General features: G+C 68.3%; 29 protein-coding genes and 1 riboswitch. Of the genes, 14 read left to right on the top strand and 15 right to left on the bottom strand.

Going from position 1 to position 25061, the window contains the following annotated elements; translation table 11 throughout:
* Position 1: 1 nt before the first annotated feature.
* Both KK131_RS11270 and purT read right to left on the bottom strand, forming a co-directional pair.
* Entirely contained in the window at positions 2-1528 is a 1527-nt protein-coding gene (locus KK131_RS11270; RefSeq protein WP_214556833.1) for an FMN-binding glutamate synthase family protein, read from the bottom strand.
* Between the two features lie 103 nt (positions 1529-1631).
* On the bottom strand, positions 1632-2813 hold the full coding sequence (purT, locus tag KK131_RS11265) for a formate-dependent phosphoribosylglycinamide formyltransferase (RefSeq protein ID WP_214556832.1): 1182 nt from the start codon (positions 2811-2813) through the stop codon (positions 1632-1634).
* A gap of 139 nt (positions 2814-2952) precedes the next feature.
* Between purT and KK131_RS11260 the strand changes: the two genes are divergently transcribed.
* From KK131_RS11260 to KK131_RS11250, 3 genes are read left to right on the top strand one after another with little or no spacing between them, the layout of a single operon-like run.
* Positions 2953-3831 carry an SPFH domain-containing protein gene (locus tag KK131_RS11260; protein ID WP_214556831.1) on the top strand — a complete coding sequence of 293 codons (879 nt, stop codon included), beginning with the start codon at positions 2953-2955 and terminating at the stop codon, positions 3829-3831.
* Positions 3832-3840: 9 nt separating this feature from the next.
* Positions 3841-4035 (top strand): Arc family DNA binding domain-containing protein, encoded by a 195-nt coding sequence (locus tag KK131_RS11255; protein ID WP_214556830.1) that lies wholly within the window; start codon positions 3841-3843, stop codon positions 4033-4035.
* A 25-nt stretch (positions 4036-4060) separates the two neighbouring features.
* Positions 4061-4831, top strand: coding sequence for a CPBP family glutamic-type intramembrane protease (locus KK131_RS11250; RefSeq protein WP_214556829.1), 771 nt, complete (start codon positions 4061-4063; stop codon positions 4829-4831).
* On the opposite strand, the gene KK131_RS11245 is transcribed toward KK131_RS11250, so the two are convergent.
* Both KK131_RS11245 and KK131_RS11240 read right to left on the bottom strand, forming a co-directional pair.
* The gene (locus KK131_RS11245; RefSeq protein ID WP_250887228.1) at positions 4828-5235 is read right to left on the bottom strand and encodes a hypothetical protein; all 408 of its coding nucleotides are present in this window, start codon (positions 5233-5235) and stop codon (positions 4828-4830) included. The genes KK131_RS11250 and KK131_RS11245 overlap by 4 nt on opposite strands.
* Positions 5236-5284: 49 nt before the next feature.
* Complete coding sequence (locus KK131_RS11240; RefSeq protein WP_214556828.1) at positions 5285-5662, bottom strand: DUF423 domain-containing protein; 378 nt, start codon at positions 5660-5662, stop codon at positions 5285-5287.
* 82 nt (positions 5663-5744) lie between these two features.
* Between KK131_RS11240 and KK131_RS11235 the strand changes: the two genes are divergently transcribed.
* A complete protein-coding gene (locus KK131_RS11235; RefSeq protein ID WP_214556827.1) occupies positions 5745-6362 on the top strand; it encodes an SCO family protein in 618 nt (205 codons plus the stop codon).
* Positions 6359-6868 (top strand): copper chaperone PCu(A)C, encoded by a 510-nt coding sequence (locus KK131_RS11230; RefSeq protein WP_214556826.1) that lies wholly within the window; start codon positions 6359-6361, stop codon positions 6866-6868. The genes KK131_RS11235 and KK131_RS11230 overlap by 4 nt, the downstream gene beginning before the upstream one ends.
* Before the next feature lie 14 nt (positions 6869-6882).
* Here KK131_RS11230 and KK131_RS11225 read toward each other — a convergent pair whose 3' ends face one another.
* The 7 genes from KK131_RS11225 to KK131_RS11195 form a co-directional block, all read right to left on the bottom strand.
* The gene (locus tag KK131_RS11225) at positions 6883-7764 is read right to left on the bottom strand and encodes a cytochrome c oxidase assembly protein (RefSeq protein ID WP_214556824.1); all 882 of its coding nucleotides are present in this window, start codon (positions 7762-7764) and stop codon (positions 6883-6885) included.
* Between the two features lie 122 nt (positions 7765-7886).
* Positions 7887-9803 (bottom strand): Gldg family protein, encoded by a 1917-nt coding sequence (locus KK131_RS11220; protein WP_214556823.1) that lies wholly within the window; start codon positions 9801-9803, stop codon positions 7887-7889.
* Positions 9804-9807: 4 nt separating this feature from the next.
* A complete protein-coding gene (locus KK131_RS11215) occupies positions 9808-10542 on the bottom strand; it encodes an ABC transporter permease subunit (RefSeq protein WP_214556822.1) in 735 nt (244 codons plus the stop codon).
* Positions 10539-11483, bottom strand: coding sequence for an ABC transporter ATP-binding protein (locus KK131_RS11210; protein WP_214556821.1), 945 nt, complete (start codon positions 11481-11483; stop codon positions 10539-10541). Before KK131_RS11210 ends, KK131_RS11215 begins: the two co-directional genes overlap by 4 nt.
* A gap of 167 nt (positions 11484-11650) precedes the next feature.
* A complete protein-coding gene (locus tag KK131_RS11205) occupies positions 11651-13018 on the bottom strand; it encodes a polyketide cyclase (RefSeq protein WP_214556820.1) in 1368 nt (455 codons plus the stop codon).
* 228 nt (positions 13019-13246) lie between these two features.
* Positions 13247-13888: a response regulator transcription factor gene (locus KK131_RS11200; RefSeq protein WP_214556819.1), complete on the bottom strand. Its 642-nt coding sequence runs from the start codon at positions 13886-13888 to the stop codon at positions 13247-13249.
* A gap of 106 nt (positions 13889-13994) precedes the next feature.
* Positions 13995-15218, bottom strand: coding sequence for a sensor histidine kinase (locus KK131_RS11195; RefSeq protein ID WP_214556818.1), 1224 nt, complete (start codon positions 15216-15218; stop codon positions 13995-13997).
* 198 nt (positions 15219-15416) lie between these two features.
* On the opposite strand from KK131_RS11195, the gene KK131_RS11190 reads away from it, so the two are divergent.
* The 5 genes from KK131_RS11190 to KK131_RS11170 all read left to right on the top strand — a co-directional run bounded on the left by KK131_RS11190 (position 15417) and on the right by KK131_RS11170 (position 18555).
* Positions 15417-16037 (top strand): GNAT family N-acetyltransferase, encoded by a 621-nt coding sequence (locus KK131_RS11190; protein WP_214556817.1) that lies wholly within the window; start codon positions 15417-15419, stop codon positions 16035-16037.
* On the top strand, positions 16034-16804 hold the full coding sequence (gene minC, locus KK131_RS11185) for a septum site-determining protein MinC (protein WP_214556816.1): 771 nt from the start codon (positions 16034-16036) through the stop codon (positions 16802-16804). Before KK131_RS11190 ends, minC begins: the two co-directional genes overlap by 4 nt.
* Positions 16805-16841: 37 nt before the next feature.
* Positions 16842-17657, top strand: a complete 816-nt coding sequence (gene minD / locus KK131_RS11180; protein ID WP_214556815.1) for a septum site-determining protein MinD — start codon at positions 16842-16844, stop codon at positions 17655-17657.
* Between the two features lie 5 nt (positions 17658-17662).
* Positions 17663-17959 (top strand): cell division topological specificity factor MinE, encoded by a 297-nt coding sequence (gene minE, locus KK131_RS11175; RefSeq protein WP_214556814.1) that lies wholly within the window; start codon positions 17663-17665, stop codon positions 17957-17959.
* 92 nt (positions 17960-18051) lie between these two features.
* Positions 18052-18555: a hypothetical protein gene (locus KK131_RS11170; RefSeq protein WP_214556812.1), complete on the top strand. Its 504-nt coding sequence runs from the start codon at positions 18052-18054 to the stop codon at positions 18553-18555.
* Between the two features lie 17 nt (positions 18556-18572).
* Here the strand turns inward: KK131_RS11170 and chaB are convergent, their stop codons facing one another.
* The 3 genes from chaB to KK131_RS11155 all read right to left on the bottom strand — a co-directional run bounded on the left by chaB (position 18573) and on the right by KK131_RS11155 (position 20323).
* The gene (gene chaB, locus KK131_RS11165) at positions 18573-18800 is read right to left on the bottom strand and encodes a putative cation transport regulator ChaB (protein ID WP_214556811.1); all 228 of its coding nucleotides are present in this window, start codon (positions 18798-18800) and stop codon (positions 18573-18575) included.
* A 106-nt stretch (positions 18801-18906) separates the two neighbouring features.
* Positions 18907-19497: a DNA-3-methyladenine glycosylase gene (locus KK131_RS11160; protein ID WP_214556810.1), complete on the bottom strand. Its 591-nt coding sequence runs from the start codon at positions 19495-19497 to the stop codon at positions 18907-18909.
* Positions 19490-20323 (bottom strand): isocitrate lyase/phosphoenolpyruvate mutase family protein, encoded by an 834-nt coding sequence (locus KK131_RS11155; RefSeq protein WP_250887226.1) that lies wholly within the window; start codon positions 20321-20323, stop codon positions 19490-19492. Before KK131_RS11155 ends, KK131_RS11160 begins: the two co-directional genes overlap by 8 nt.
* A gap of 90 nt (positions 20324-20413) precedes the next feature.
* Between KK131_RS11155 and KK131_RS11150 the strand changes: the two genes are divergently transcribed.
* Entirely contained in the window at positions 20414-21589 is a 1176-nt protein-coding gene (locus tag KK131_RS11150) for a DUF2235 domain-containing protein (protein ID WP_250887225.1), read from the top strand.
* A gap of 17 nt (positions 21590-21606) precedes the next feature.
* On the opposite strand, the gene KK131_RS11145 is transcribed toward KK131_RS11150, so the two are convergent.
* Positions 21607-22875 (bottom strand): multidrug effflux MFS transporter, encoded by a 1269-nt coding sequence (locus tag KK131_RS11145; protein ID WP_214556808.1) that lies wholly within the window; start codon positions 22873-22875, stop codon positions 21607-21609.
* Between the two features lie 76 nt (positions 22876-22951).
* A riboswitch (Fluoride riboswitch) is annotated at positions 22952-23056 on the top strand.
* A 69-nt stretch (positions 23057-23125) separates the two neighbouring features.
* On the opposite strand from KK131_RS11145, the gene crcB reads away from it, so the two are divergent.
* The 3 genes from crcB to cfa are packed head-to-tail and all read left to right on the top strand — an operon-like array spanning position 23126 to position 25015.
* Positions 23126-23512: a fluoride efflux transporter CrcB gene (crcB, locus tag KK131_RS11140; RefSeq protein WP_214556807.1), complete on the top strand. Its 387-nt coding sequence runs from the start codon at positions 23126-23128 to the stop codon at positions 23510-23512.
* A gap of 14 nt (positions 23513-23526) precedes the next feature.
* Positions 23527-23865: a DUF190 domain-containing protein gene (locus KK131_RS11135; protein ID WP_214556806.1), complete on the top strand. Its 339-nt coding sequence runs from the start codon at positions 23527-23529 to the stop codon at positions 23863-23865.
* Positions 23822-25015, top strand: coding sequence for a cyclopropane fatty acyl phospholipid synthase (gene cfa / locus KK131_RS11130; protein WP_284731472.1), 1194 nt, complete (start codon positions 23822-23824; stop codon positions 25013-25015). Before KK131_RS11135 ends, cfa begins: the two co-directional genes overlap by 44 nt.
* The last annotated feature ends 46 nt before the right edge of the window (positions 25016-25061 follow it).

Genomic DNA, 25061 nt, shown 5'->3' with positions numbered 1-25061 from the left:
ACTACGCGTCGACCGCGGCCTGCCGCGTTGCCGCCTGCGGATACGGAAACAGCTTCTCCAGCGGGATCGACAACCCGTCGTCGCCGACCACGCGGCAGTGCCCGCGGTTGAGCTGGCGCGGCTCGCTGACACCGCAGCTGTGCGCGATGATGCCGACTTCGTGCATCACGTTCTTCGCGTAATGGAACACCCGCTCGCTCTTGTCGCTGACCACCAGGCCGCGCTGCAGCTTCGGGTTCTGCGTGGTGATGCCGGTGGGGCAGGTGTTGCGGTTGCACTGCAGCGACTGGATGCAGCCCAGCGCCAGCATGAAGCCGCGCGCCGAGTTGACGAAGTCCGCGCCGATCGACAGCGCCCACGCCACGTCGTAGGCGGTGATGCACTTGCCCGAGCAGACCACCTTGATGCGCTCGCGCAGGCCCTTGACGATCAGCATGTCGAGCAGCGCCGGCAGCGCCTCGTGCAGCGGCAGGCCGACGCCCTCCATCAAGGTCTGCGGCGCCGCGCCGGTGCCGCCCTCGGAGCCGTCGACGATGATGAAATCCGGCGCGCTCGCGATGCCGCGCTTCCACACCTCGTCGCACAGCTCGCCGATCCATTCCACCCCGCCGAGCACCGCCTTGAAGCCGACCGGCTTGCCGGTGAGCTCGCGGACGTGCGCGATCGCGTCCATCAGCTGCGACACGTTGCCGATGTCGAGATGGCGGTTCGGGCTTTGCGAATCCTCGCCGACCGGAATGCCGCGGATCGCCGCGATCTCCGCGGTGACCTTGGCGCCGGGCAACAGGCCGCCCATGCCCGGCTTGGCGCCCTGGCCGAGCTTGATGCTGACCATCTTCACCTGCGGGTGCGCGCAGATCGCGAGCAGCTTGTCGTCGTCGAGCTTGCCCTCGGGCGTGCGCACGCCGTACTTGGCGGTGCCGATCTCGAAGACGATGTCGCAACCGCCTTCGAGGTGGTACGGCGCCAGGCCGCCCTCGCCGGTATCCATCCAGATGCCCGCCTTCGCCGCGCCGCGCGACAGCGCGCGCACCGCCGGCGCCGACAAGGCGCCGAAGCTCATTGCCGAGATGTTGAAGAACGCCGCATGGCTGTACGGCTCTCGCGCGTACGGGCCGATCGTCACCGGCACCGGCTCGACGTGGTCCACGCCCAGGTCGGGGAACGGCGCGTTGACGAAGAACGGCACGCCCTCCGCACGCAGGTCGCGGCTGGAGCCGAACGCGTTGGTGTTGTCGACGTTCTTCGCGGCGCGATAGACCCAGGTGCGCTGCGCGCGGTTGAACGGCATCTCCTCGCGGTCGCTGGAATACAGGTACTGGCGGAAGAACTCGCCCAGGTGCAGGAACCAGTAGCGGAAGTGGCCGATGATCGGGAAGTTGCGCAGCACCGCATTGCCGGTCTGGTTGCGGTCGACCACCCAGGTTGCCAGCAGCACCACCACCGCCAGTGCCAGCAGCAGCAGCGCAAAGGCCGCGGCCAGTTCGACCAGCACCACGAGCCAGTGCGCAAATCCTGTCGATTCCATCTCGTCACCCTCTATCAGTCAGCGGCCATGACAGACCGCCTGTCGTGCTTGCAGGAACCTCGTCACGCAAGCCTATCGCATCGAGCCGGACTGACGCCCGCGCTCACAACTCGATGCGCAAATGCCCGGCCGCGCGCACCGCCCTGCCCACCGCCGCCTCCAGCGACCCGGCGCGCGCCAGCGTCACCGCCATGCGCCGGCGGCCCTTCACCTCGGGCTTGCCGAAGATGCGCAGCTGCGTGTCCGGTTCGGCCAGCGCCGCAGCGACGCCGTGGTAGCGCGGCCCCATGCCCTCGCCCTCGACCAGCACCGCGCACGAGGCCGACGGTCCGTACTGGTGGATCACCGGAATCGGCAGGCCGAGGATCGCGCGCGCATGCAAGGCGAACTCGGAGAACTCCTGCGAGATCAGCGTGACCAGGCCGGTGTCGTGCGGACGCGGGCTGACCTCGGAGAAGATCACTGCATCGCCCTTCACGAAGAACTCCACGCCGAACACGCCCCAGCCGCCCAGTGCGCCGGTGACCGCGGCGGCCTGTCGCTGCGCCTCCGCCAGCGCGGCATCGCTCATCGGCTGCGGCTGCCACGATTCGCGGTAGTCGCCCTCCTCCTGACGATGGCCGATCGGTGCGCAGAAGCTCACGCCATCGACGTGCCGCACGGTGAGCATGGTGATCTCGTAGTCGAAGTCGACGAAGCCCTCGACGATCACCCGGCCCTTGCCGGCGCGCCCGCCGGACTGCGCGTAATCCCACGCGTGCCGCAACTCGTCGGCGCCGCGCACCACGCTCTGGCCCTTGCCGGACGAACTCATCACCGGCTTGATCACGAACGGGTAGCCGATCACGGCCGCCGCCTCGCGGTACTGTGCCTCGTCGTCGCAGAAGCGGTACGGCGAGGTCGGCAATTTCAATTCCTCGGCGGCCAGCTTGCGGATGCCTTCGCGGTCCATCGTCAGCCACGCCGCGCGGGCGGTCGGGATCACCCGCTGCCCTTCCTTCTCCAGCTCGATCAGGGTCGGCGTGTGGATCGCCTCGATCTCCGGCACCACCAGGTCGGGTTTTTCCAGTTCGATCACCGCGCGCAGCGCCTTGCCGTCGAGCATGTCGACGACGTGGCTGCGATGGGCAACCTGCATGGCCGGCGCATTCGCATAGCGATCCACCGCGATCACTTCCACGGCGTAGCGCTGCAGTTCGATCGCCACCTCCTTGCCCAGCTCGCCGGCCCCAAGCAGCAGGACGCGCAGCGCGTGGTCGGAATGGGGCGTGCCGAATGGCTTCATCGGGTTCTCCGGTAAGGGCAAATCGGCATTGTATGCGGCCGGGTATGGCGCAACCTGCCGCCCTCGGGGGAATCGTCTCCACTCGCTTGCATTAGATATCAATTTGATATCTAATTTCCTCACCTCAGGGAGACGATACATGAACGAACGCAATGGCTTTTCCGTCGCCGGCATTCCTTTCATCGGGCTGTGCCTGGTACTCGCCGGCATCGGTGTGGCACTGGTGGCCTCGGCCATCCATAACCATCCGGAGGCCCCGCCGCTGCCCCAGCTGTCTGCCGGCGTGATCCTGCTGGCCGTCGACGGTTTCCTGCTGAAAGGCTTTTTCCAGGTCGCGCCGAACGAGGGCCAGGTGCTGCAATTGTTCGGCAAGTACGCCGGCACCGTGCGCCAGGAAGGCCTGCGCTGGACCAACCCGTTCTACAGCCGCCGGCGCATCTCGCTGCGCGTGCGCAACTTCGAGAGCGGCAAGCTGAAGGTCAACGACAACGACGGCAACCCGATCGAGATCGGCGCGGTGGTGGTGTGGCAGGTGCTGGACACGGCCGAGGCGGTGTTCTGCGTGGACGACTACGAGAACTACGTGCACATCCAGAGCGAATCGGCGCTGCGGCAGATGGCGCAGAGCTACCCGTACGACGCCCACGACGACGGCAAGCCGTCGCTGCGCAGCCACGGCGACGTGATCAACTCGCACCTGCGCGACGAGATCCAGACCCGCCTCGGCAAGGCCGGCGTGCAGGTGGTCGAGGCGCGCATCAGCCACCTCGCCTACGCCCAGGAAATCGCCCAGGCCATGCTGCAGCGACAGCAGGCCGGCGCGATCATCGCCGCCCGCACGAAGATCGTCGAAGGCGCGGTGAGCATGGTCGAGATGGCGCTGGACCAGCTCAGCCAGCGCGGCGTGGTGAACCTCGACGAGGAGCGCAAGGCGGCGATGGTCAGCAACCTGCTGGTGGTGCTGTGCGGCGAGCGAGGCACCCAGCCGGTATTGAATACCGGCACGCTGTACAACTGACGCGTTCCGATGGCGGTCGAGAAAAAAGCCTATCCGCTGCGCATCAGCGCCACCGTGCTGGATGCAATGCAGCGCTGGTCGGAAGACGAGTTGCGCAGCCTCAACGCACAGATCGAATACGTGCTGCGCGAGGCGCTGCGCAAGGCCGGCCGGTTGAAGGCCGGCCCGGCCAAGCCGGTAGCCGACGACAACGACGCGGATTGAACCGCTCACGGGGGAGTACGCACGCATGCCTGCCAACCCGCCAATCCTGTCGGTCAGCGGTCCGCACCTGAAGCTCGCCGTACTGTTCGGCATCGCCGGCGCGCTGGCCACGCTGGCGCTGATGCCGTACGTGATGGCGCTGACGCCGCAGCAATTCGCCGTATTGCCGTTGCCCTTGCCGGTCATCGTGCTGAAGGCGGCGGTGGAGACCGGCGTGCTGTGCTGGCTGCTGGGCTGGCTCGGCCTGTACCTGGGCGCGCAGTACGGCCTCGATGCGCCCTGGCTGCGCGCCTGGGTGTACCGGCGGCCACGCGATCCGGCACGACGCCCGCGCTGGTGGCTGGCCGCCCTGCTCGGCGTGCTGGTGGCGTTGTTTGTAGCCGGATTGTCGGCGCTCGGCCCGAGGCATGCAGAGCCGGCCGTGCAGGCCTGGCGCGGTGCGCTGGCCGTGTTCTACGGCGGCATCGTGGAGGAAGTGTTGTGTCGACTGTTACCGGTCAGCGCGCTGGTGTGGCTGCTGGCGCGCTGCCACCGGCGCGTGGTGCGGCCATGGATGTTCGTGCTGGGGATCGCGTTGGCCGCGCTGCTGTTCGGCGCCGGCCACCTGCCCACCGCGCATGCCGCCGGCCTGCTCGGCACGCCGCTGCTGGTCGCGCGCATCGTGCTGCTCAACGCCGTGGTCGGCATCGTCACCGGCGGCCTGTTCTGGAAGTACGGGCTGGAGCACGCGATGCTGGCGCACTTCTGCGCCGACCTAGTGCTGCACGTGGCCCTGCCGCTGGCCGGCGGCTTCTAGCGGCCGCCCGCGGCAACCGCCCGCAGCTCCGGCAGCTTCAGCACCTTCGGGTGCTGCCGGCCCGTCACGAACAACCACGGCCCCTGCTGCGCGATCGACTGCACGTCCGGCAAGCCGTCGTCCGCGCCGAGCCGCTCCAGCGGACGGCCATCGGTGGCGTCGTAGACCACCAGCTCGCGGGTCGCCGGATCGACCACCAGCAGCCAGTCGTGGTCCGCATCCTGCCAGTGCACGAGGTGCTGGATCGAAGGCTCATCCGCCGTACGATCAGCAGCCGGCCAGCACCACCACAGCAGGCATGCCGACAACAGCGCGAGCAGCGCGATGGCAGGCAGGCGGCGGGGCATGCGGCCGGGTGACCACGCCGCGAGGGATCGATGGCGAAGGGCGATCTGCGTGTTCATGCCGGCACCATCGCAACCGGCCATGACCACCGGATGACACCCGCAAGAACTATTCGTTACGAGTGCGCAACGCCCACCCGAGCGCGAGCCAGCCGGCGACGAAGGCGAGCCCGCCGAGCGGCGTGATGATCCCGACCCAGCGCGGCGCACCCAGCGCCAATGCGTACAGGCTGCCGCTGAACAGCACGATGCCGACGACGAACGCCAGCATCGCGACGCGCCTGCCGCGGCCACAGCCCAGCCCGGCCGCCACGGCCAGCGCCAGCGCATGCCATGCGTGGTAGTTCACCGCCGTATGCCACAACTCGGCGCCACGGGCATCGAGCACGCCGCGCAGCGCATGCGCGCCGAACGCGCCCAGCAGCACCGCGCTGGCGCCGGCGATGCCGACCAGCAAGGCGACGCGGGTACTGACAATTTGTCGCATCGTGTTCGTAGCCCCTGGTCGGCGGACCCGGCAACGCGGCCGGTGTCGTATGCTTGAGCGGATGAAGATCCAGGATTCTCGCATGAAGCCCCGCCACTGGCTGCGCCCCGCCCTGCTGTTCCTGCTGCTTGCCGCCGGCCTGCTGCTGGGCGGCTGCCACCGCGGCGAGCCGCTGCCGTTCCGGCTGACCAACATCAGCGGGCACATGCCCGACCTCGACTTCGAGCTCACCGACGACAGCGGCAAGGCCGTCACCGGCGCCGACTACCGCGGCAAGGTGGCGGTGCTGTACTTCGGCTACACCCACTGTCCCGACGTCTGCCCGCTGACCCTGGCGCAGTTGCACGTCGTGATGCAGCGGCTGGGGCCGCTGGCCGACGGCGCACGCATCCTGTTCGTCAGCGTCGATCCGGCGCGCGACACCCCGGCGATCATGCACGCCTACGTCAACGCGTTCGACCCGCGCGCCGTCGGCCTCACCGGCAGTGCCCGCGCGGTCGAAGCGCTGAGCAAGCGCTATCGCTCGGCGTTCACCCGCGAGCCCGGCTCGGCCGACGGCGCCTACGAAGTCAGCCACAGCTCGGCGATCTACGTGTTCGACCGCGACGGCCGCGCCCGCGTGCTGGCCACGCCGTCCGCCTCGCAGGACGACCTGGTGCACGACCTGCACCTGCTGCTCGACACCGGAGCCACCCCATGAAGTCATCCACGCTGTCGTTGCTGCTGTCCGGCCTGCTGCTGGCCGGCGGCGCCCACGCCACCGACGCCGACCACATCCGCGCCAGCCACGCCTGGATCCGCGTGCTGCCCGGCACGCTACCGGCCGGCGCCTATGTCACGCTGGAAAACGACGGCGAGCAGCCGGTCACGCTGCGTGGCGCCGGCAGCAAGGTGTACGCCGAGGTGATGCTGCACCAGAGTTCGCGCGCGGGCGGCATGAGCCGCATGAGCATGGTCGACGCGGTGAACGTGCCCGCGCACGGCAAGGCGGAGCTGGCGCCGGCCGGCTACCACCTGATGCTGATGCAGCCGAACGCGCCGGTGAAACCCGGCGACACCGTCACCCTGACGCTGCAGTTCGGCGACGGCAGCACGCTGGCCACCGATTTCATCGCGCGCCCGGCAAATGCACTGGATGCCGGCGACGGACACGCCGACCACGCGATGCCGGCGATGGACCACGGCGCGATGCCGCACGGCCACTGAGCCCGCGGCGAAACTCAGTCCGGCACGACCGTATCGACCACGGCCGCGCGCCGCGCCGCGGGCCGATGCAGCGGCTTGCGCGGCAAGCGGCCGTTGCGCGACAGCCGCAGCCACATGCGCAGCGCCATCAGGCCGCCGATGGATTCCACCAGCGCCGACGGCACCCAGATGATCACGCCGCCGATCAGCTGCCCGGTCAGCACGTTGAAGGTGAACGCGCGGCCGCAGATCTCGAAGATCGGGTACAGGTCGGTCTTGGAGAACGTGATGATCGCGCCGGCGATGATCTGCGGCGTCATGGTGATCGCCGGCGACAGCACGCGCAGCCCGGCGGTCATCCGCCCCGGCGGATGCGGCCGGTGGTCCAGCACCAGCGACCAGTAGGCGAAGCCGCTGATCAACATGCTCCAGTTCATGAAGCGGTAGATGCGCCAGTCCAGCATCGCCAGCGTCTGCATGGACGGGATCAGCCAGACCAAGATGAAGGCGATGAACAGCAGCGTCGCCACGGTGGGATTCAGCAGCACCCCGGCGGTCAGCCGCCACGGCCATGAACGCTGCAGCGGCCGCAGCAGGCGTACCCGCCAGGCCAGCGGCAGGCCGGCGCGCAATACCGTGGCCGGATACGCGGTGACGATCAGCAGCGGCGCCAGGTGATGCAGCAGCAACTGCTGGATGCGGTGCATGAAGAACTCATGCTCGGCGTAGTAATCCAGGTAGGTATGCAGCGACAGGTAGATGATCGCCATGCCGATCCAGAACGCCAGCTTGCGGCCGAAGCTCACCGACAGGCGGCGGCTGCCGCGCAGGTACAGCACGCCGGCCGACACGAAGCACGCGAGCAAGACCCACGAGAACTCCCACGGCACGATCCATTTCAACAAGGTTGCGGTCACTGCACCGGCACTTCTGTCTGCGCCGGCAACGGCCGGCGACCTCCCAGCATAATGCCGCGCGCCGGCAGAGTCAGCCGCAGCGGTGCCGCGGGCTTGCGACAGATTGCCGCTTCAGAGCCTGTTCAACGCCGCTGGCGGCTGTAGCGGGTGCGCCGCCAGCCGTACAGCAGGCCGAGCAGAACCACCAGCGCCGGCACCAGCACGATGTTGATGAACTTCAGGCGCAGGCCGAGCGCGTCGATCTCGGCGTTGAGCTGGTGCTGCACGTCGCGCAATTCCTTGTTGATCGCCAGCTGGCGCTGGCGGAACTGCTCGATCTCGCGGCGCTGTTCGGCGGTGGCCGTGCTGGCGTGGGCACCCTTGGCCGGCTGCAGCTCGTCCAGCCGGCGCCGGGTGTCGGCCAGTTCCTTCTCTAGCTCCTGCTCCTTCTGCAGGAATTTCTGGTCGGCCACATTGCGCAGCGCCTGCACCCGCGTGAACGGCCGCTGCGAGGTGGAGCGGCCGCGGATCGACAGCAGCGCCGAAGAACCGCTGAGGTTGTCCACCAGGTTGGTGACGAAATCCCCGTTGTTGGCGAAAATCCGCATCATGGTCTGGCCCAGGATGGTCTGCGGCTCCACCCACAGCCGGTCGCTGAGCAGGTCGGTGTCGGCCACCAGGATCACCTCGGCATTCGGCGCCGACCTGGCCCGATGACCCGCCACGCCGGCCCGCTCGGGGAATGCGCTCTCGAAGGTGCCGCGCAGGCGCGCCGCCAGCACGTAGTGCGTGCCGTCCGGCTTGTAATCCTGCAACAAGGTCGTGGGGTCGCTGCTCGCATCCAGCACCCGCTGGGTCGCCACCGTCTCGGCTTCGGCACTGCTCTGCAGCAGCGGCACCAGCCGCGTGCGCGCATCCGCGGCCAGGTCGAAGTAGCCCGCGGTGGACACGTTGATGCGCTGCAGGCTGGCGGTGACCACGTCGTCGCGGTTCAGTTCCTGCGCGCCCAGGTCGAGCATCGCCGGATGGTTGAGGCTGCTGCCGGCCAGCTCGATCTGCAGCGCGCGCGCGCGGTCCAGCACCACCTTGTGCGGGTCGTAACTCACGCCCCAGGCCCTGAACAGCCGCGGCAGGTCCGAACCGTGATCGGGGAAGGTGATGCTGTCCGGCCCATACGGCGAGGTGTCCAGTTCCGCATCGGGGTCGACGAACACCGCCAGGTGGCCGCCGCGCAGCACGTACTGGTCGATCGCGTACTGCGCATCGGGCGGCAACCGCTTGGGGTGGATCAGCAGCAGCACCCTGATGCTGTCGTCGACCTTCTGCAGTGTCGACGCATCCAGCGTCCTCACGTCGAACAGCTGGCCGAGTTGCTGCAGCACCGTCCACGGCTGCTCGCTGAGCATCGGGTTGCCTTCGACCGGCAGCGAACTGATCACCCCGATCGGCGGCTTGCTGGCCTGGTTCAACTCGTACAGCAGCTTGGCGATGTCGTATTCCAGGAAGGCCTCGCGGGCCGGATCGAAGAACGCGATCGCCAGTGTCTTTTCCGGCACGCGGTCGTCGGCGCCTTCGCTCTCGAGGCCGCCGGACATGGCGCTGCCGGCCAGGCCGAAGAACACCCGCTCGCCGTTGCTGCCGCCGTTCGCCGCGGTCAGGCCGTTGCCTTCGGCGCTGGCCTCGTCGTCGGAATACGGCACCGGGTCGATGATCTGCAGGCGGATATGGCCGTGCGAGCGCGCCACCATTTCCTGCAGCATCTCGCGCACGCGCTGTTCGTAGCTGCGCAGCTGCGGCAGGTCGCGGGTGGCGTGCTCGGAGAAATACAGGGTCAGCCGCAGCGGCCGCTGCAGCGTATCGACGATGTGCAGCGTGCCCGGCGTCAGGGTATACAGCTTGTCGGTGGTGAGGTCGACCCGCGACGCATGCAGCCAGCGGCTGCTGGCCACGATCAACGGCACGAACAGCAGCACCAGCAGCACCAGCGCGCCATACAGCACGCCGCGCCGGGTCAGTTGCAGTGGCCTGGTGAACAGGTGATGCAGGCGCGAGCGGGGCATGGCGTCAGCGCGTCCGTTTCAGGTCGAGCAGAAGTACGCCGGCGACCAGCCAGCCGATCGTGCTGAGCAGGAAATACATCAGGTCGCGGGTGTCCAGCACGCCGCGGGCGATCGCCTCGAAGTGCCGCAGCATGGACAAGTGCGCCACCGCGTTGATCAGCTTGCGCGGCAAGGTGCCGGAGAAGAAATCCAGCACCTGCGGCTGGCCGACCAGGATCAGCAGCACGCACACCAGTGCGGTGAGGATGAACGCCACCACCTGGCTGCGGGTCAGCGCGGACAGGCAGGCGCCGATCGCGATGAAGCTGCCGGCCATCAGCCAACTGCCCAGGTAGCCGGCCAGGATCACGCCGTTGTCCGGCGAGCCCAGGTAGTTGACGGTGATCCAGATCGGGAACGTCAACACCAGCGCCAACCCGATGAACAGCCACGCCGCGAAGAACTTCCCCAGCATCGCCTGCCACAAGGTCAGCGGCAGGGTCAGCAGCAGTTCCAGCGTGCCGCCCTTGGCCTCCTCCGCCCACATGCGCATGGTGATGGCCGGCACCAGGATCAGGTACAGCCACGGGTGCATCATGAAGAACGGTTGCAGGTCGGCCTGGCCGCGCTCGTAGAAGTCGCCGGCGTAGAACGTGAGGATGCCGGCCAGCACCAGGAAGATCACCAGGAACACGTACGCCACCGGCGTCACGAAATAGCTGCGCAGTTCGCGCCGCAGCACGGCGTTGACCGGACTCACGCGTGGCCTCCGGCGGCATCGCCGTCACTGGTGGTGATATGGCGGAACACCTCGTCCAGCCGGCCGCGCTCGAGCTGGATCTCCGACACCTCCAGTCCCTGTTCACGCAGCAGCGTCTCGACCGGCTCCAGGATCCGCTCGCCCGGCTTCGGGAACACCGTGATGCGGCCGTCCAGCGGATCGACCTCGATTGCAGCCACCTGCGGCAGGCGGCCCAGCATCTCCTGCGACATGCCGCTGCCCGGGGCGCTGAACGACACCGCGCCGTGATAGCGCGAGCGCGCCTCCAGCTCGGCCGGCGTGGCGTCGGCCAGCAGCTTGCCGTGGGCGATGATCACCACCCGGTTGCACAGCGCGTGCACTTCTTCCAGCAGATGGGTGGAGATCAGGATCGTGCGGTCGCGCGCCATCATGTCGATCAGCTGGCGCACCGCATGCTTCTGGTTCGGATCGAGGCCGTCGGTGGGTTCGTCCAGCATCAGCACCGGCGGATCGTGCAGGATCGCCTGGGCCAGCCCGACGCGCCGGCGCAGGCCCTTCGACAGCGTGTCGATGCACAGCCCGAGCACTTCCTCCAGCTGCAGTTGCTGCACCACCGCGTCGAACTGCCGGTAGCCGGCCTCGGCCTTGAGCCCGCGCATGCGCACGATGAACTGCAGGAACTCGCGCACCGTCATCTCGCCGTAGCTGGGTGCGCCCTCGGGCAAGTAGCCGAGCGCGCGCTTCGCCTTCAGCGGCTCGCGGACGACGTCATGGCCGCAAACCCGCGCGGTGCCCGACGTGGGCACCAGGAACCCGGCGATCATGCGCATCGCGGTGGACTTGCCGGCGCCATTGGGCCCGAGCAGGCCAAGCACCTGGCCGGGTTCGACACGAATGCTCAGCGCGTCCACTGCGGTCAGGTTGCCATAGCATCGGGTGAGCTGGTCGGTCTCGATCATGTCCGGCGGTGGGCTGTGGCGGGGTGTGGCGTCGAGCGCGGGCGGGTCCGCTGATCGGCCCCGCGGCTCGCCCTGCAATGTACCGCAAAGACACCGGCGCGCGGCCTGAAAACGGAGAGGCCCTTCCGGATGGAAGGGCCTCTGGGTGTGCTGCAGCGTTGCTTGGCTTACTCGCCGGCGCTGGCTGCCTCGGCCGGTGCGGCCGCGCTGCCGGCCGGTGCCGGTGCCGAACCCGCGGCGGCCGGCGCCGCTTCGTCCAGCGTCGGCGGCTGCAAGCCGGCTTCCTGCTCCGGGGTCTGCTCCGGCGCGTTGCTGATCGGCAGGAACACGTTGTACTTCGCGTAGGTGGTGATGTTGCCGCCGGCATCCTTCACTTCCGGCGTCGCGATCACGTCGTAGGCGCGGTTGACCACGTCGTCGTACTTGTAGCCGTGGGTCTGCGCATAGGCCTTGAGCATGTCGCGGGTCTGCGGTACGCCGGCAAAGGTGCCGTTCCACACGCCCTTCAACGCCGCGCCGCCGAAGGCCAGCGTGGCGCGCACGTTGCCGTCAATCACCAGGCGACCATAGCGGTCGCGGCTGCCGGCAGCGACGCTGGCGTCCGCGGCGGCGGCCGCGCTGCTCGCTTCGGCCGGCGCGCCGGCGGCATCCAGCGACGGCGGGGCCGCCGCGGTCAGCTGCTCGCTCTGGCCGTTGATGGTCAGCGTGCTGGAGTCGATCGGGAACGCCACGTCGAAGCTGTAGGTCTGGTCGCCATAGTTGGTGGTGATCAGGATCCGCGAACCGGTGACGTTCACGCCGAGCTTCTTGGCGGCGGCCTGGACCTCGGTGTTTGCCTTGGCGATGGCGTCTTCCACGGCCTCCATGCCGTCCTTGCGCTGGATCGAGGTGGACACCAGCAGCACCGGGGTCGGCTGGGTCTGCTCGATGTACGGGATCAGCTGGCTGTAGTCGATGTTCGGCACGCCGGCCAGTACGTTCTGCAGGTTGTTCAGGCTGAACTGGATGAACGAGTCGGGATCGCCATGGATGTACAGGTTGGCGAAGCGGTTGACCAGGTTCCAGCCGTAGGAGACGTCATACGACCAGGTCACCTGGGTCAGCTGCCCGCGGCTGCCCTGGCGCTCCAGGTCCAGCGTGAAGTGCTTGTCCATGCCGCGCCAGCTGTTGTCCAGGTTCCAGATGATGCTGGCGGTCTTGGTGTTGCTGTCGATCTTGTCGAATTCCGGCGTGGCGCTGGCGATGGTCAGGCCGCCGTTGCCGACCTTGGGGTCGGTGCTGGTCCAGCTGACTTCGGCACCCGGGCCATAGGCCTTGCCGGAGAAGTTGAACTGGATGTTCGGATCGAACGAGCGCAGCACGGAGTAGTCCGGCAACCGGCGATAGTTGTCGAGCACGTCGTAGACCTGCCGCATGTCCTTGCCGATGACCAGCTGGCGTTCCACATGACCGCTGCCGGGCATGACCACAGCCGCCAGGACACCGATGATCGCAACGATGACCAGGGCAACAAGAAATTCAAAGACACGCATCATTCCAGAGTTCTCCGAAGCGTCTTTACGCCATACCTAGATAGTGTTGCCCCAGCCGTCCGCGCGGGCCCGCCCGAGGGTTCACTCCGAGGGCCATGGCAGGGGGTCGGCAAACGCCGAAGCTACGGATGTTACTTGCTCACGGGCTGGAACGCTATCGTCGGCGTCGCCCCATCCGGAAGGCCAAAAGCGGGCCGCGACATGGCCGCCAGCGCCGGCTCCCGGGCCGTTTCAGACGATGCCCATTTCCAGCGCTTTCAGCACGGCGCGGGTGCGGTCGCGCACGCCGAGCTTGGACAGGATGTTGGAAACGTGGTTCTTCACCGTGCCCTCGGCCACCTTCAGCGAGTTGGCGATCTCCTTGTTGCTGTAGCCGCCGGAGAGCAGCCGCAGGATCTCGGTCTCGCGCTCGGTCAGCGGATCGGGCTGCTCCAGGCTGGTGAAATGGTTCTGCATCCGCGCCACCCCGGCCATCAGGCGCTGGGTGACCATCGGCGCCACCAGCGAGCCGCCGCCGGCCACGGTGCGCACCGCCTCGACCAGTTGTTCCAGCGAGACGTCCTTCAACAGGTAGCCGCGCGCGCCGGCCTTGAGGCCCTGCAGCACCAGTTGGTCGTCGTCGAAGGTGGTCAGGATGATGGTCGGCGGCAATTCGTTGCGGGCGGACAGCGCCTGCAGCACTTCCAGCCCGCTCATGTTCGGCATGCGCAGGTCCAGCAGCACCACGTCGGGCTTGACCCGCGGGATGTCCTGCACCGCCTGGGCGCCATCGGCGCACTCGGCCACCACGCGGATATCTTCAGCCAGGTCCAGCAGCGAGCGAACGCCCTGGCGCACCAGATTCTGGTCGTCGACGAGACAAACGGAAATCATCGCGGATCCTCGGACAAACATGACTCAAGAAAGTGATGGTGGCAGCTGGCGGTCCGGGCCGTTGCCAACACCGACGCACTTCACGCCGCTGCGCGGGCCGCCAAGATTACGACACATTCAGCGCCGGCGGCTCAAACCGCGTCGGCGCGTGCGCCAGCGCGGTGTGCTCGCCCAGCGGCAGCCGCACGGTCAGCGCAAAGCCCTGGCTCAGGCCGGTATCCAGCGTCACGCTGCCGCCGAATTCGGCCAGCCGCTCGCGCATGCCGGACAGGCCATTGCCCGGCTCGACGTTCTCGGCGCCGCGACCGTCGTCGCGCGCGTGCAGGCCAAGCAGGTTTTCCCCGGCATAGGCGAAGTTCAGCCACAGGTTGCGCGCGCCGGCGTGCTTGGCGGTATTGGTGATGATCTCCTGGGCGCAACGCAGCAGCACCTGGGCGCGGCGCGGGTCCTCCACGCTGAAGCGCGGCGGCATGACCACGTGCACGCTCAGGCCGGGCACGCCCTCGGTGAGGCTGCGCAGCGCCTGGGTCAGGTCGATCGCATCGTCCTGGCGCAACTCGCTGACCACCTCGCGCACGTCGGCCAGCAGCAGCTTGGCCGTGCTCTGCGCCTTGCGCACGTGTGCGCCCGCGGGCTCGCTGGAGAGGTGGCTGGCCACCTCCAGGTTCAGGCTCAGCGCGGTCAGGTGATGGCCGATCAGGTCGTGCAGGTCGCGCGCGATGCGCATGCGCTCGGCGATCCGGCTGGACTCGGCCAGCAGGGCGCGGGTGGCACGCAGTTCGGAATTCAGCCGGCGCTGCACCTCGCGCTGTTCGGCCTGCTGGCTGGCCACCGTCGAGGTCACGAACACCAGCACCGAGATGCCCAGGTAGATGCTGGCCTGGATGAAGCCCACCGCGATGCTGTGGTCGTATTCGGGCCAGCCCGCGAAAACCGCCACCAGGCTCAGGTGCTGGAGCACCAGCCAGAACGCGGCGAGCCAGAACGGCAGCAGCCACGGCAGCACCAGCGAGGCGACCACCATCAGCATCGCCGACAGGCCGCTGTGGCTGTACCAGCCCACCGCCACCGCCGCCGCCGTCATCAGGGCCAGCCCCAGCAGCTTCAGCACCGGATAGCGGCGCGAGCCGAGGTTGCTGGTCAGCAGCCAGTACATCAGGCCGAAGATCAGGTAGCACAGCGTCCACAGCAGCAGCGAGAAATTCGGACGGTGCAACTGGTCGAGACGTTCGGCAGCCCAGTTCGTGACCAGCGGCGTGCCTGCCGACAGGTAGGTGAAGAAGCCCGCATAGCGGAGCAGGCGGATATGATTGAAGAAGGGCCAGCGCATCCCCGCATCATTGGACGTGCGGGGGTTTCGCGCAATGCGCGAGAAGTCATGGCCGGGCGCGCGCCCCGGTCACCGCTTTACGAAGCTTTTACATGTGCCCTTGCGAGATGTAAGGGCCACGGCCGCATGTCATAATGGGCCATTGCGCGAGGCTGCTGCCCGACCTCGTCCCCGATTCCATACATTGCGGAGCAACGAATGGCCCTTGCCATCCGCGACGTGCGCGAGCACGACCTGGATGCCGTACTGGCGCTCAACAACGCCGCCGGTCGCTCCATCCTCGCCCTCGATACAGCCCAGTTGCGCTACTTCCACGAGCACGCCGAGTATTTCCGCGTGGCCGAGATCGACGGCCACCTGGCCGGGTTCCTGATCGCGCTGCGCGAAGGCAGCGACTACGACAGCCCGAACTACCGCTGGTTCGCCGAACACTACCCGCAGTTCGTCTACATCGACCGCATCGTGATCGCGAACGCCTACCGCCGCCACGGCCTGGGCCGCATCTTCTATTGCGACGTGCACAGCTACGCCGAGGTACGCGTGCCGCTGCTCACCTGCGAGGTGTTTCTGGAGCCGCGCGACGACGTGGTGGTGCTGTTCCACGGCACCTACGGCTTCCAGGAAGTGGGCCAGCAGCGCATGGGCGAGCACGGCCCGCAGGTCAGCCTGCTGGCCCGCGACCTGCCCAGCTACGCTTACGTCCGCGATACCTGGCTCGAACACGGCGGCCTGCCCGACGTACCGTGGCTGGCCGAGCGCGAGCGTCCCGCCCTGCACCAGTCCACCCCGCGCCGCCTCGCCGGAGAGCGGCGCCCATGAGTGCAAAAACGGATGTCGCCGATGCCTGCGACCTGCGTTTCGGCCAGGTCGGCATTGCCTGCGTGCGCGTGCGCCGGGTCGACGCCGCCGCGCTGTGCGACGAACTCGAACGCCGCGTGCGCGCCGCCCCGCAGATGTTTGCCCGCGCCGCCGTGGTGCTGGACCTGAGCCACCTGCTCAACCTGCCCGACGACGGCGCCGTCGATGCCCTGCTCGAAGCGGTGCGCAGCGCCGGCATGCTGCCCGTGGGCCTGGCCTACGGCACCAGCGAGACCGAGGCGCTGGCCAAGCGCATGGGCCTGCCGCTGATCGCCAAGTTCCGCGCCGCCTACGAGCCGGCCCAGGGCAGCGCGCCCGCCGCCGAACCGGCCACGCGCGCCGAGCCCGCCCCGGCGGTGCAGCGCGAGCCGATTCTGTCCGCGCCGCCGCCCGGCAGCGTGCAGGGCGCGCAGCACCATGCCGGTTCGGTGCGCTCGGGCCAGCAGATCTACGCGCGCGACCGTGACCTCATCGTCACCGGCGCCGTCGCCAACGGCGCCGAGGTGATCGCCGACGGCAACATCCATATCTACGGCGGCCTGCGCGGCCGCGCCATGGCCGGTGCGCAAGGCGACGCAAAGGCGCGCATCTTCGTCTCCGACTTCCGCGCCGAGCTGGTGGCGATCGCCGGGCAATATCGCGTGTTCGAACAGATTCCTGACGACCTCGAGGGCCAGTCCGTGCAATGCTGGCTCGAAGGCGACAAGCTGTTGATCGCCAAGCTGTAACCACCTACAACAAAAACAAACATGCGGAGATGGGCCCTTGACTGCTGAGATTATCGTTGTCACCTCCGGCAAAGGCGGCGTCGGCAAGACGACGACCAGCGCCTCGCTCGCCACCGGCCTGGCCATGGCCGGCAAGAAAACCGCCGTCATCGACTTCGACGTCGGCCTGCGCAATCTCGACCTGATCATGGGCTGCGAACGGCGCGTGGTGTACGACTTCGTCAACGTCGTGCACGGCGAAGCCACGCTGAAGCAGTCGCTGATCAAGGACAAGCGCCACGACAACCTCTACGTGCTGGCCGCCAGCCAGACCCGCGACAAGGACGCGCTGACCCAGGAAGGCGTCGAGAAGGTGCTCGACGGCCTGTCCGAGGACGGTTTCGACTACGTCGTGTGCGACTCGCCGGCCGGCATCGAGAAAGGCGCGCACCTGGCGATGTACTTCGCCGACCACGCGGTCGTGGTGGTCAACCCGGAAGTGTCCTCGGTGCGCGATTCCGACCGCATCCTCGGCCTGCTCGCCAGCAAGACCCGGCGCGCGGAGAAGGGCGAAAGCCCGGTCACCCAGCACCTGCTGCTGACCCGCTACAACCCGGCGCGCGTGGCGATCGGCGAAATGCTCAGCGTCAAGGACGTCGAGGAGATCCTCGGCATCGAGGTGGTCGGCGTGATCCCCGAATCGGAGAACGTGCTGACCGCCTCCAACAACGGCATCCCGGTGATCGTCGACGCCGCTTCGCAGGCCGGCCAGGCCTACAGCGACACCGTGGCCCGCATCCTCGGCGAAGAGCGCCCGTTGCGCTTCATCGACGTGCCCAAGAAGGGCTTTCTCCAGCGCGTGTTCGGAGGTTGATCACGATGGGCATTCTCGATTTCCTGAAGCGCAAGCCTGAAGCCACCGCCACGGTGGCGCGCGAGCGCCTGCGCATCATCGTGGCGCAGGAGCGCTCCACCCGCGGCGCACCGGACTACCTGCCGATGATGCGCAACGAATTGCTCGAAGTGATCAAGAAATACGTCCATGTCGACCTCGATGCGATCAACATCAATTTCGAGCGCGACAGCGGCCACGAGATACTCGAACTCTCGGTTACCCTGCCGGAAGGCAAGCAAGCGGCCAAGAGCGAACCCAAGGGCGAGGCCAAGACCGGCTGAGTCCCTGCCGCCTGTGCCTGTCCGCCGGGCGACCGACCCCGCGTCGCCCGGTTCCCCTCCATCGAAGTCACCTGCGCCCGGCGCGCACGCCCATGCACCCCGACGCTCCCCCACTTCCCGGCGATCCGGCCAGCAGCGTGATGCGCGTGGGCCAGATCGGATTCGACGCACCGGCCGCCCTGCTCGACCGTTTCGGCCTGCAGCTCCAACGCGTGGCGGCGGGCGAACCGATCCCCGGCAGCTTCTGGGGCGACGAGGAGGCCGGCATCATCGGCACCACCGTCTACGCCCGCGACGACACCCCGGTGCACTCCCTGCTGCACGAAGCCGGCCACCTGATCGTGCTGCCGCCGGAAAGACGTCCAGACGTCCATACCGACGCCACCGACTCGATCGAGGAAGAAGACGCCACCTGCTACCTGCAGATCGTGCTGGCGGACGAACTGCCCGGCGTGGGACGCGAGCGCCTGATGACCGACATGGATGCGTGGGGCTATACGTTCCGGCTCGGCTCGGCCCGCGCGTGGTTCGAGCACGACGCGGACAACGCCAGGGCATTCCTCACGGCGCGCGGCCTGCCTCACGGTACGCCCTGACGATTCCCGATCCCCGGCTACTTCGCGTGCCAGTCGCCGTCGGCACCCTTGCGGTACTTCTTCTTCACCGCCGCCCAGGCCACCTTGTGCGCGGCCTCTTCGCGCGATTCGTCGCCGCGGCGCTCGTCCTTGTCGGCGTACTCGTCCCAGGCGCTGTTGAACGCCTCCTTGTAGATTTCCTGCGCGTGTTCCGGCACGTGGTCGCGCACGGCATCGGGCAGCTCGCTGATGGATGCATACGGCATGGCTCGGGCCCCGCAGCTGGAGGAATGGCGTGCCGCTACCGTGTGCCCTGCACGATCAAGCCGTCGTCAACTTCACGTTGCCGCCGCGGTAACGGTGACGCTCCGTTCAGCGGCGCGAGACGTGCGGGTCGCCCGGCACGTACCAGCGCCAGGGTTCGTCGGCCGCGCGGGTGATGCCCACGCGCGTCGTCGCCACGGGTGCCGCGGGCGGCGGCATGCCGTCGTCGACGATGCTGAACCCGCCGGCGCCGCCGACCAGGTCGATGCCGTCCTGCGTGCGGTCGATGCCCATGGCCTGGCACAGTCGCGCCGGCCCGCGGCACAAGTCGCGATCGCTGCGGCAACTCGCCCGCGCCGTGCGCATCGCGGCCAGTCCGTCCAGCGGCGCCAGCGCGCGCAACAACACCGCGACGCCTTCGCCCTCCTCGCCGCACACCGGGTTGCAGCACCAGTGCATGCCATAGGTGAAGTACACATAGAGCAACCCCGGTGCACCGAACATCGTCGCATTGCGTGCGGTGCGGCCGCGCCAGGAGTGCGCGGCCGGATCCATCGGCCCGCAGTAGGCCTCGGTTTCCACGATGCGACCGCTGCGGCCGTCCGCGCTCAGCAGGATCTTGTTCAGCAGGTCGGGGGCAACCTCGCGCGGATCGCGCCGGTAGAACGCGCGGTCCAGCACCACGGGGCGATCAGGCATGCGCGAACATCCGTTGCACGTCCGCATAGGTGAAGTCGGCGGCCAGGCTGTCGAAGCGGCCGCTTTCAAGCATGGCGCCTGCCGCCTGGTCGACCGCGGCCAGTGCCAGTGCGGCAAGACGCGTAGCCGTGCTCACGCGGGCCACCCCGAGACGTGCCAGCTCGGCCAGGCCCGGCACGCCCGGCCCGGCAGCGACGTTCACCGGGGCGTCGATGGCCTGCACCAACGCGGCCAGCGTGGCGCGGTCATCGAGGCCGATGGGATAGATGCAGTCCGCACCGGCCGCCAGATAAGCCTGCGCACGCTGCACGGCGTCGGCAAGGCGTTCGGCCGGAGCGGTGGCATCGTGCTGCATCCAGTTGTCCACCCGCGCGTTGATCACGATCGGTACGCCAGCCGCATCGGCCGCCTCGCGTGCGGCTCGGATCCGCGCAGCGGCCTCCACGACGGGCCGCAGCGGGCCGTGCCCGGGGCGACCGTCTTCCAGGTTGATGCCCACCGCGCCGGCCGCGATCACCGCGCGCACAGTGGCGGCCACGTCCGCCGGCGTCTCGCCGTAGCCGGTCTCGATATCCGCCGTCACCGGCAGCCCGACCACCCGCGTGATCCGCGCAATCGCCGCCAGCACGTCGGCCAGCGGCGCCTGCTCGCCGTCGGCGTAGCCGAGCGACCAGGCCACGCCGGCGCTGGTGGTGGCGACCGCCGCAAAACCGCGCTGCGCGAACAGCCGCGCACTGCCCGCATCCCACGCGTTCGGCAGCAGCAGGATCGTGCTGCGGTCATGCATCTTGCGCAACGCCTGTGCCTTGTTAATCTGGCCCTGCATGTCCATCTTCGTCGTGCCCGCTCGCTGACGATGTAGAAGCACACAGGATACGCCGCCCTGGCCCCGTCCCGCCGATCGCCAGAGCGCAGAATGGCTGCGGGCGATCCCGAACGCATCATGCTGGAGGGCACCATGGCCGCACGCCGGCTCGTACTGCTGTTCGACGGCACCTGGAACAAGCCCGAGTCGAACACCAACGTGGAACGCCTGCGCCGGCTGGTCGCGCCGCGCGATGCGGACGGCAACCCGCAACTGGTCAACTACATCCCGGGCGTGGGCGTGAAGCGCGGCATCGCCCACCTGCTCGGCGGCGCGTTCGGCTATGGCCTGTCCGACCACGTGCTCGATGGCTACCTCTGGCTGTGCGAGACCTGGCAGCCCGGCGACCTGCTCTACCTGTTCGGTTTCAGCCGCGGCGCCTATACCGCGCGCAGCCTCGGCGGCATGATCCGCAAATGCGGCCTGCTCCGCTGCGACACCGACGGCAGCGTGGCCAGGGCCGACGCTGCCGCCGCGTACGATTTCTATCGCGATATCCACAGCAGGCCCGACGACCCGGCCGCGGTGGCGTTCCGCGCCGGCCATTCGATCGTGATCGACATCCACTTCATCGGCGTGTGGGATACCGTCGGCTCGCTTGGCATCCCGGACACCGCCTCGTGGTTCCCCTATGCGCGCAAGCGCTACCGGTTCCACGACACCGAACTCAGCAAGATCGTCAGGTACGCCTACCAGGCGCTGGCGCTGGACGAGCACCGCGCCGACTTCGTGCCCACGGTGTGGACGCGCAACCCGTACACGGTGAAGCCCGGCGAGACGCTGACCTCGAAGAAGGCCGAGCAGATCGAGATCGAGCAGCGCTGGTTCATCGGCTCGCACTCCGACGTCGGCGGCGGCAACGACTGCGATGGCGCCGGGCGCCAGCCCGACCCGCTGCCCGAACTGTCGCTGGCATGGCTGCAGCGCAAGGCCATCGCCGCCGGCCTAGCCTGCGACGCGCCGTTCATGCCGGAGGCCGATGCCGACACCGGCGTGCCGCGCAATTCGTACGCGGAGTTCATGGGCGGCCTCTACAAGGAGTTCAAGCCGCCGTTCGATCGCATGCTCGGCACCGGCGTCAACGAGAGGATCGACGACTCGGTGTGGCAACGCTGGCTCGCCGACCCCGGCTACCGCTCGCCTTCGCTGGTCAGGGCACTGGCCGACGCCAGCGCGCTCATATCGGCGGATGCCGTGGTACGCGCCCCGGCGACCCCTTCGGCTTAGCCGGGTCCGCCGCCGCTTCAGCGCGGCTCGGCAATCTCCGCCTGCATCGCCACCGCCGTATCGGCGCCGGCCAGTGGCTGATCCAGCGGCTGGCGCGTGATGCGGTGATAGCGCCACCACGCCAGCACGCCGGCCAGGGTCAACCCCGACGCGCCCAGCGCCAGATGCAGCATGTTGGTCGACAGCAGCGGCGACATCACCCCGGCCACGAAGCTGCACAGCAGCAGGCTGGCAAACGCCTGCACCGAGGAAATCCCGCCGCGTTGGTGCGGGAAACGATCCAGCAGCAGCAGCGTGAGAGTGGGGAACGCCAGCTGCACGCCGATGCCGTGCAGGATCAACGGCAGCATCGACCACGGCAGCCGCGGCGCGGGCAGCGCCAGCGCCAGCAGCAAGTGCGCCGCACACGCCAGCAGCATCACCGCGTAACCCAGGCTCACCGTGAACTTCGCGCTGCGCCGTTCGGCCATCCGACCGGACAGCCAGGCGCCACCGATCAGGCCGGTCACCACCGGCAGGAACAGCCACGGAAAGCCCTGCGCCGACAGCTGCAGCAGCTCGCGCACGATGCGCGGCGCCGAGGCGATGTACAAAAACAGCCCGGCGAAATTGACCGAACTGGAAACCAGCAGCGGCCAGAACAGCCGGTCGCGGCCGAAGGAAGCGTAGCCGGCCAGCAGCGGCCGCGGCGCAAACCGCGTGCGCTGTGCCGGCGGATGGGTCTCGTCCAGGAACAGTTGCAGGGCCAGCGCCAGCAGCAAGGTGAACCCGGCCAGCAGCCAGAAGATGCCGTGCCAGCCGCCGAGCGGCAGCAGCAGCGCACCGACCATCGGCGCGATCACCGGCGCCACCCCGAAGATCATCATCACCTGTGACATCAGTCGTTGCGCGGCCGGCCCTTCCAGGCTGTCGCGGATCACCGCGCGTCCCACCACCAGCCCGGCGCCGGCGCACACGCCCTGCAGGCCACGGCAGGCCAGCAGCATCGCGAACGAGGTGGACGTCGCCGCGCCCACCGAGGCCAGCGCGTAGACCAGCATGCCGGCGACGATCACCGGCTTGCGCCCGATCGCGTCGGAGATCGCGCCATGAAACAGGCTCATCGCCGCATAGGTGATCAGGTACACGCTGACCAGTTGCTGCAGCGCCGCGTCGTCAACCTGGAAGCGGACACCGACCAGCGGGAACGCCGGGAACACCGCATCGATCGAGAACGGGCCGATCATCGACAGCGCGGCCAGCAGCCAGGGCAGGCTGCGGCGCACGGTGCGAGGTGCTGGGTTCATGGCGGCACGGGGATGTCGACGGGTCGCGCAGTATAGACGGCGGCGCTTGACGGCGGGGCCGCCGGATCGACTAGGATGGCCCCTCGGAGATGGCATGCCTCCCGTTCCGGAACCCTCTCGCACACCGGGACAAACCGCTTCTCGTGATCCCCGCGTTGAAGTTGATGATGCCTGCACCCCCGGCTTCCGGCGGCGCAGGCGTGCCTGCCGCCGCGGCGACCGGACACTTTCACTGTCAGGAGGCACGCACGTGGGCTGGAACGGATTTGTGGCGATCGGCGTCGGTGGCGCCCTGGGATGCTGGCTGCGCTGGGGGCTGGGCGTACTGCTCAATCCCGTCTTCCCCACCCTGCCGCTCGGCACGCTGGCGGCGAACCTCGCCGGCGGCCTGCTGATGGGTTGCGTGATGGGCCTGTTCGATCACTTCCAGGCACTGTCGCCGGCGCTGCGGCTGTTCGTGTTCACCGGCTTTCTCGGCGGGCTGACCACGTTCTCCACCTTCTCGGCCGAATCCGCCACCCTGCTGCTGCGCCAGCAATACCTGTGGTTCAGCGGCCACGTGGCGATGCACGTGATCGGCTCGCTGGCGATGACCGTGCTCGGCATCGCCCTCACCCGCAGCCTCTTGCGCCACTGAACCGGGAGCAGCGCATGAACCAGGAAACCCTGCAACACGGCGTGCACCTGTATTTCTACTGCCACTCGCGCGCGAAGCATGGCGGCATGCTGCTGTCGGAGTGGCTGCTGGAACAGGCCAAGGCGCACGGCCTGGGCGGCGGTTCGGTGTTCCGCGCGATCGCCGGCTTCGGCCGGCACGGCGTGCTGCACGAGGAACAGTTCTTCGAACTCGCCGACGACCTGCCGGTGAAGGTCGAGTTCCTGCTGCGCGAGGAACAGGCCGAACTGCTGCTGCAGCTGGTGCGCAGCGCCGGCATCGACGCGACGTATGCACGTTCGCCGGCAAGCTTCGCGGTACTCGGCAAGCATTGATCATCACGAACCGCGCATCGCGAGGCAACGCATGAGCCAGGACGACCTGAAGAACCGCGCCAGCGAACTGCTCGAGCAGGCAGGCATCCATATCGACGGCGATGCGCCGATCGACCTGCACGTGCACGACGAGCGCCTGTACGCGCGCGTGTTCGCGCATGGCTCGCTGGGCCTGGGCGAAGCCTACATGGACGGCTGGTGGGACGCCGACGATCTGCCCGGCCTGTGCACCCGCCTGCTCACCGCCGGGCTGGACCAGGAACTGAAGACGCTCGACACCCTGCTCGCCCACCTCAAGGCGCGCTTCATCAACCTGCAGCGCGGCGAGCGCGCGTTCGAGATCGGCAAGGCCCACTACGACCTCGGCAACGACCTGTTCCACGCCATGCTGGGCAAACGCATGGTGTATTCCTGCGGCTACTGGGCCAAGGCCGGCAACCTCGACGACGCGCAGGCCGCCAAGCTCGACCTGGTCTGCCGCAAGCTGCAGCTGAAGACCGGCCAGCGCGTGCTCGACATCGGCTGCGGCTGGGGCGAGGCGCTGAAGTACGCGGCCGAGCACTACGGCATCGAGGGCGTCGGCATCACCGTGTCGCAGGAGCAGGCCGAGTACGCGCGCGAACTGTGCGCCGGGCTGCCGATCGAGATCCGCCTGCAGGACTACCACGACGTCGAGGACCATTTCGACGCGGTGTACTCGCTGGGCATGTTCGAACACGTCGGCGGCAAGAACTACCGCGCCTATTTCGAAACCGTGCGCCGCTGCCTGAAGGACGACGGCCTCTCGCTGCTGCATTGCATCGGCAGCAACAGCGCACCGGCGCAGACCGACCCGTGGATCGAGAAGTACATCTTCCCGAACTCGATGATCCCCGCCGCCAGCCAGATCGCGGTGGCGCTGGAAGACCTGTTCGTGATCGAGGACTGGCACAACTTCGGCGCCGACTACGACCGCACCCTGACCGCCTGGCGCGCCAACGTGGAAGCCGCCTGGCCCAGCCTGCCGGCGAGCTACGACGAACGCTTCCGGCGCATGTGGCGCTACTACCTCGCCGTCTCCGCCGCGGTGTTCCGCAGCCGCCGCGACCAGCTGTGGCAGATCACCCTGAGCCCGCACGGCGTGCCCGGCGGCTACCGCGTGCCGCGCTGAAACCGCTGCCGCGGCTTGACCATCCGCGCCGCGTTCGTGCTAGATA

It is taken from the genome of Rhodanobacter sp. LX-99, from assembly GCF_018599185.1.
Taxonomy (GTDB): Bacteria; Pseudomonadota; Gammaproteobacteria; order Xanthomonadales; family Rhodanobacteraceae; genus Rhodanobacter.
This window is presented reverse-complemented; position numbering and strand designations above follow the sequence as displayed.

Coding starts and splice junctions, on each gene's coding strand:
- KK131_RS11270 (WP_214556833.1), bottom strand. CDS start 1,528: ATGGAATCGACAGGATTTGCGCACTGGCTCGTGGTGCTGGTCGAACTG.
- purT (WP_214556832.1), bottom strand. CDS start 2,813: ATGAAGCCATTCGGCACGCCCCATTCCGACCACGCGCTGCGCGTCCTG.
- KK131_RS11260 (WP_214556831.1), top strand. CDS start 2,953: ATGAACGAACGCAATGGCTTTTCCGTCGCCGGCATTCCTTTCATCGGG.
- KK131_RS11255 (WP_214556830.1), top strand. CDS start 3,841: ATGGCGGTCGAGAAAAAAGCCTATCCGCTGCGCATCAGCGCCACCGTG.
- KK131_RS11250 (WP_214556829.1), top strand. CDS start 4,061: ATGCCTGCCAACCCGCCAATCCTGTCGGTCAGCGGTCCGCACCTGAAG.
- KK131_RS11245 (WP_250887228.1), bottom strand. CDS start 5,235: ATGAACACGCAGATCGCCCTTCGCCATCGATCCCTCGCGGCGTGGTCA.
- KK131_RS11240 (WP_214556828.1), bottom strand. CDS start 5,662: ATGCGACAAATTGTCAGTACCCGCGTCGCCTTGCTGGTCGGCATCGCC.
- KK131_RS11235 (WP_214556827.1), top strand. CDS start 5,745: ATGAAGCCCCGCCACTGGCTGCGCCCCGCCCTGCTGTTCCTGCTGCTT.
- KK131_RS11230 (WP_214556826.1), top strand. CDS start 6,359: ATGAAGTCATCCACGCTGTCGTTGCTGCTGTCCGGCCTGCTGCTGGCC.
- KK131_RS11220 (WP_214556823.1), bottom strand. CDS start 9,803: ATGCCCCGCTCGCGCCTGCATCACCTGTTCACCAGGCCACTGCAACTG.
- KK131_RS11210 (WP_214556821.1), bottom strand. CDS start 11,483: ATGATCGAGACCGACCAGCTCACCCGATGCTATGGCAACCTGACCGCA.
- KK131_RS11205 (WP_214556820.1), bottom strand. CDS start 13,018: ATGATGCGTGTCTTTGAATTTCTTGTTGCCCTGGTCATCGTTGCGATC.
- KK131_RS11200 (WP_214556819.1), bottom strand. CDS start 13,888: ATGATTTCCGTTTGTCTCGTCGACGACCAGAATCTGGTGCGCCAGGGC.
- KK131_RS11195 (WP_214556818.1), bottom strand. CDS start 15,218: ATGCGCTGGCCCTTCTTCAATCATATCCGCCTGCTCCGCTATGCGGGC.
- KK131_RS11190 (WP_214556817.1), top strand. CDS start 15,417: ATGGCCCTTGCCATCCGCGACGTGCGCGAGCACGACCTGGATGCCGTA.
- minC (WP_214556816.1), top strand. CDS start 16,034: ATGAGTGCAAAAACGGATGTCGCCGATGCCTGCGACCTGCGTTTCGGC.
- minE (WP_214556814.1), top strand. CDS start 17,663: ATGGGCATTCTCGATTTCCTGAAGCGCAAGCCTGAAGCCACCGCCACG.
- KK131_RS11170 (WP_214556812.1), top strand. CDS start 18,052: ATGCACCCCGACGCTCCCCCACTTCCCGGCGATCCGGCCAGCAGCGTG.
- chaB (WP_214556811.1), bottom strand. CDS start 18,800: ATGCCGTATGCATCCATCAGCGAGCTGCCCGATGCCGTGCGCGACCAC.
- KK131_RS11160 (WP_214556810.1), bottom strand. CDS start 19,497: ATGCCTGATCGCCCCGTGGTGCTGGACCGCGCGTTCTACCGGCGCGAT.
- KK131_RS11155 (WP_250887226.1), bottom strand. CDS start 20,323: ATGCAGGGCCAGATTAACAAGGCACAGGCGTTGCGCAAGATGCATGAC.
- KK131_RS11150 (WP_250887225.1), top strand. CDS start 20,414: ATGGCTGCGGGCGATCCCGAACGCATCATGCTGGAGGGCACCATGGCC.
- KK131_RS11145 (WP_214556808.1), bottom strand. CDS start 22,875: ATGAACCCAGCACCTCGCACCGTGCGCCGCAGCCTGCCCTGGCTGCTG.
- KK131_RS11135 (WP_214556806.1), top strand. CDS start 23,527: ATGAACCAGGAAACCCTGCAACACGGCGTGCACCTGTATTTCTACTGC.
- cfa (WP_284731472.1), top strand. CDS start 23,822: ATGCACGTTCGCCGGCAAGCTTCGCGGTACTCGGCAAGCATTGATCAT.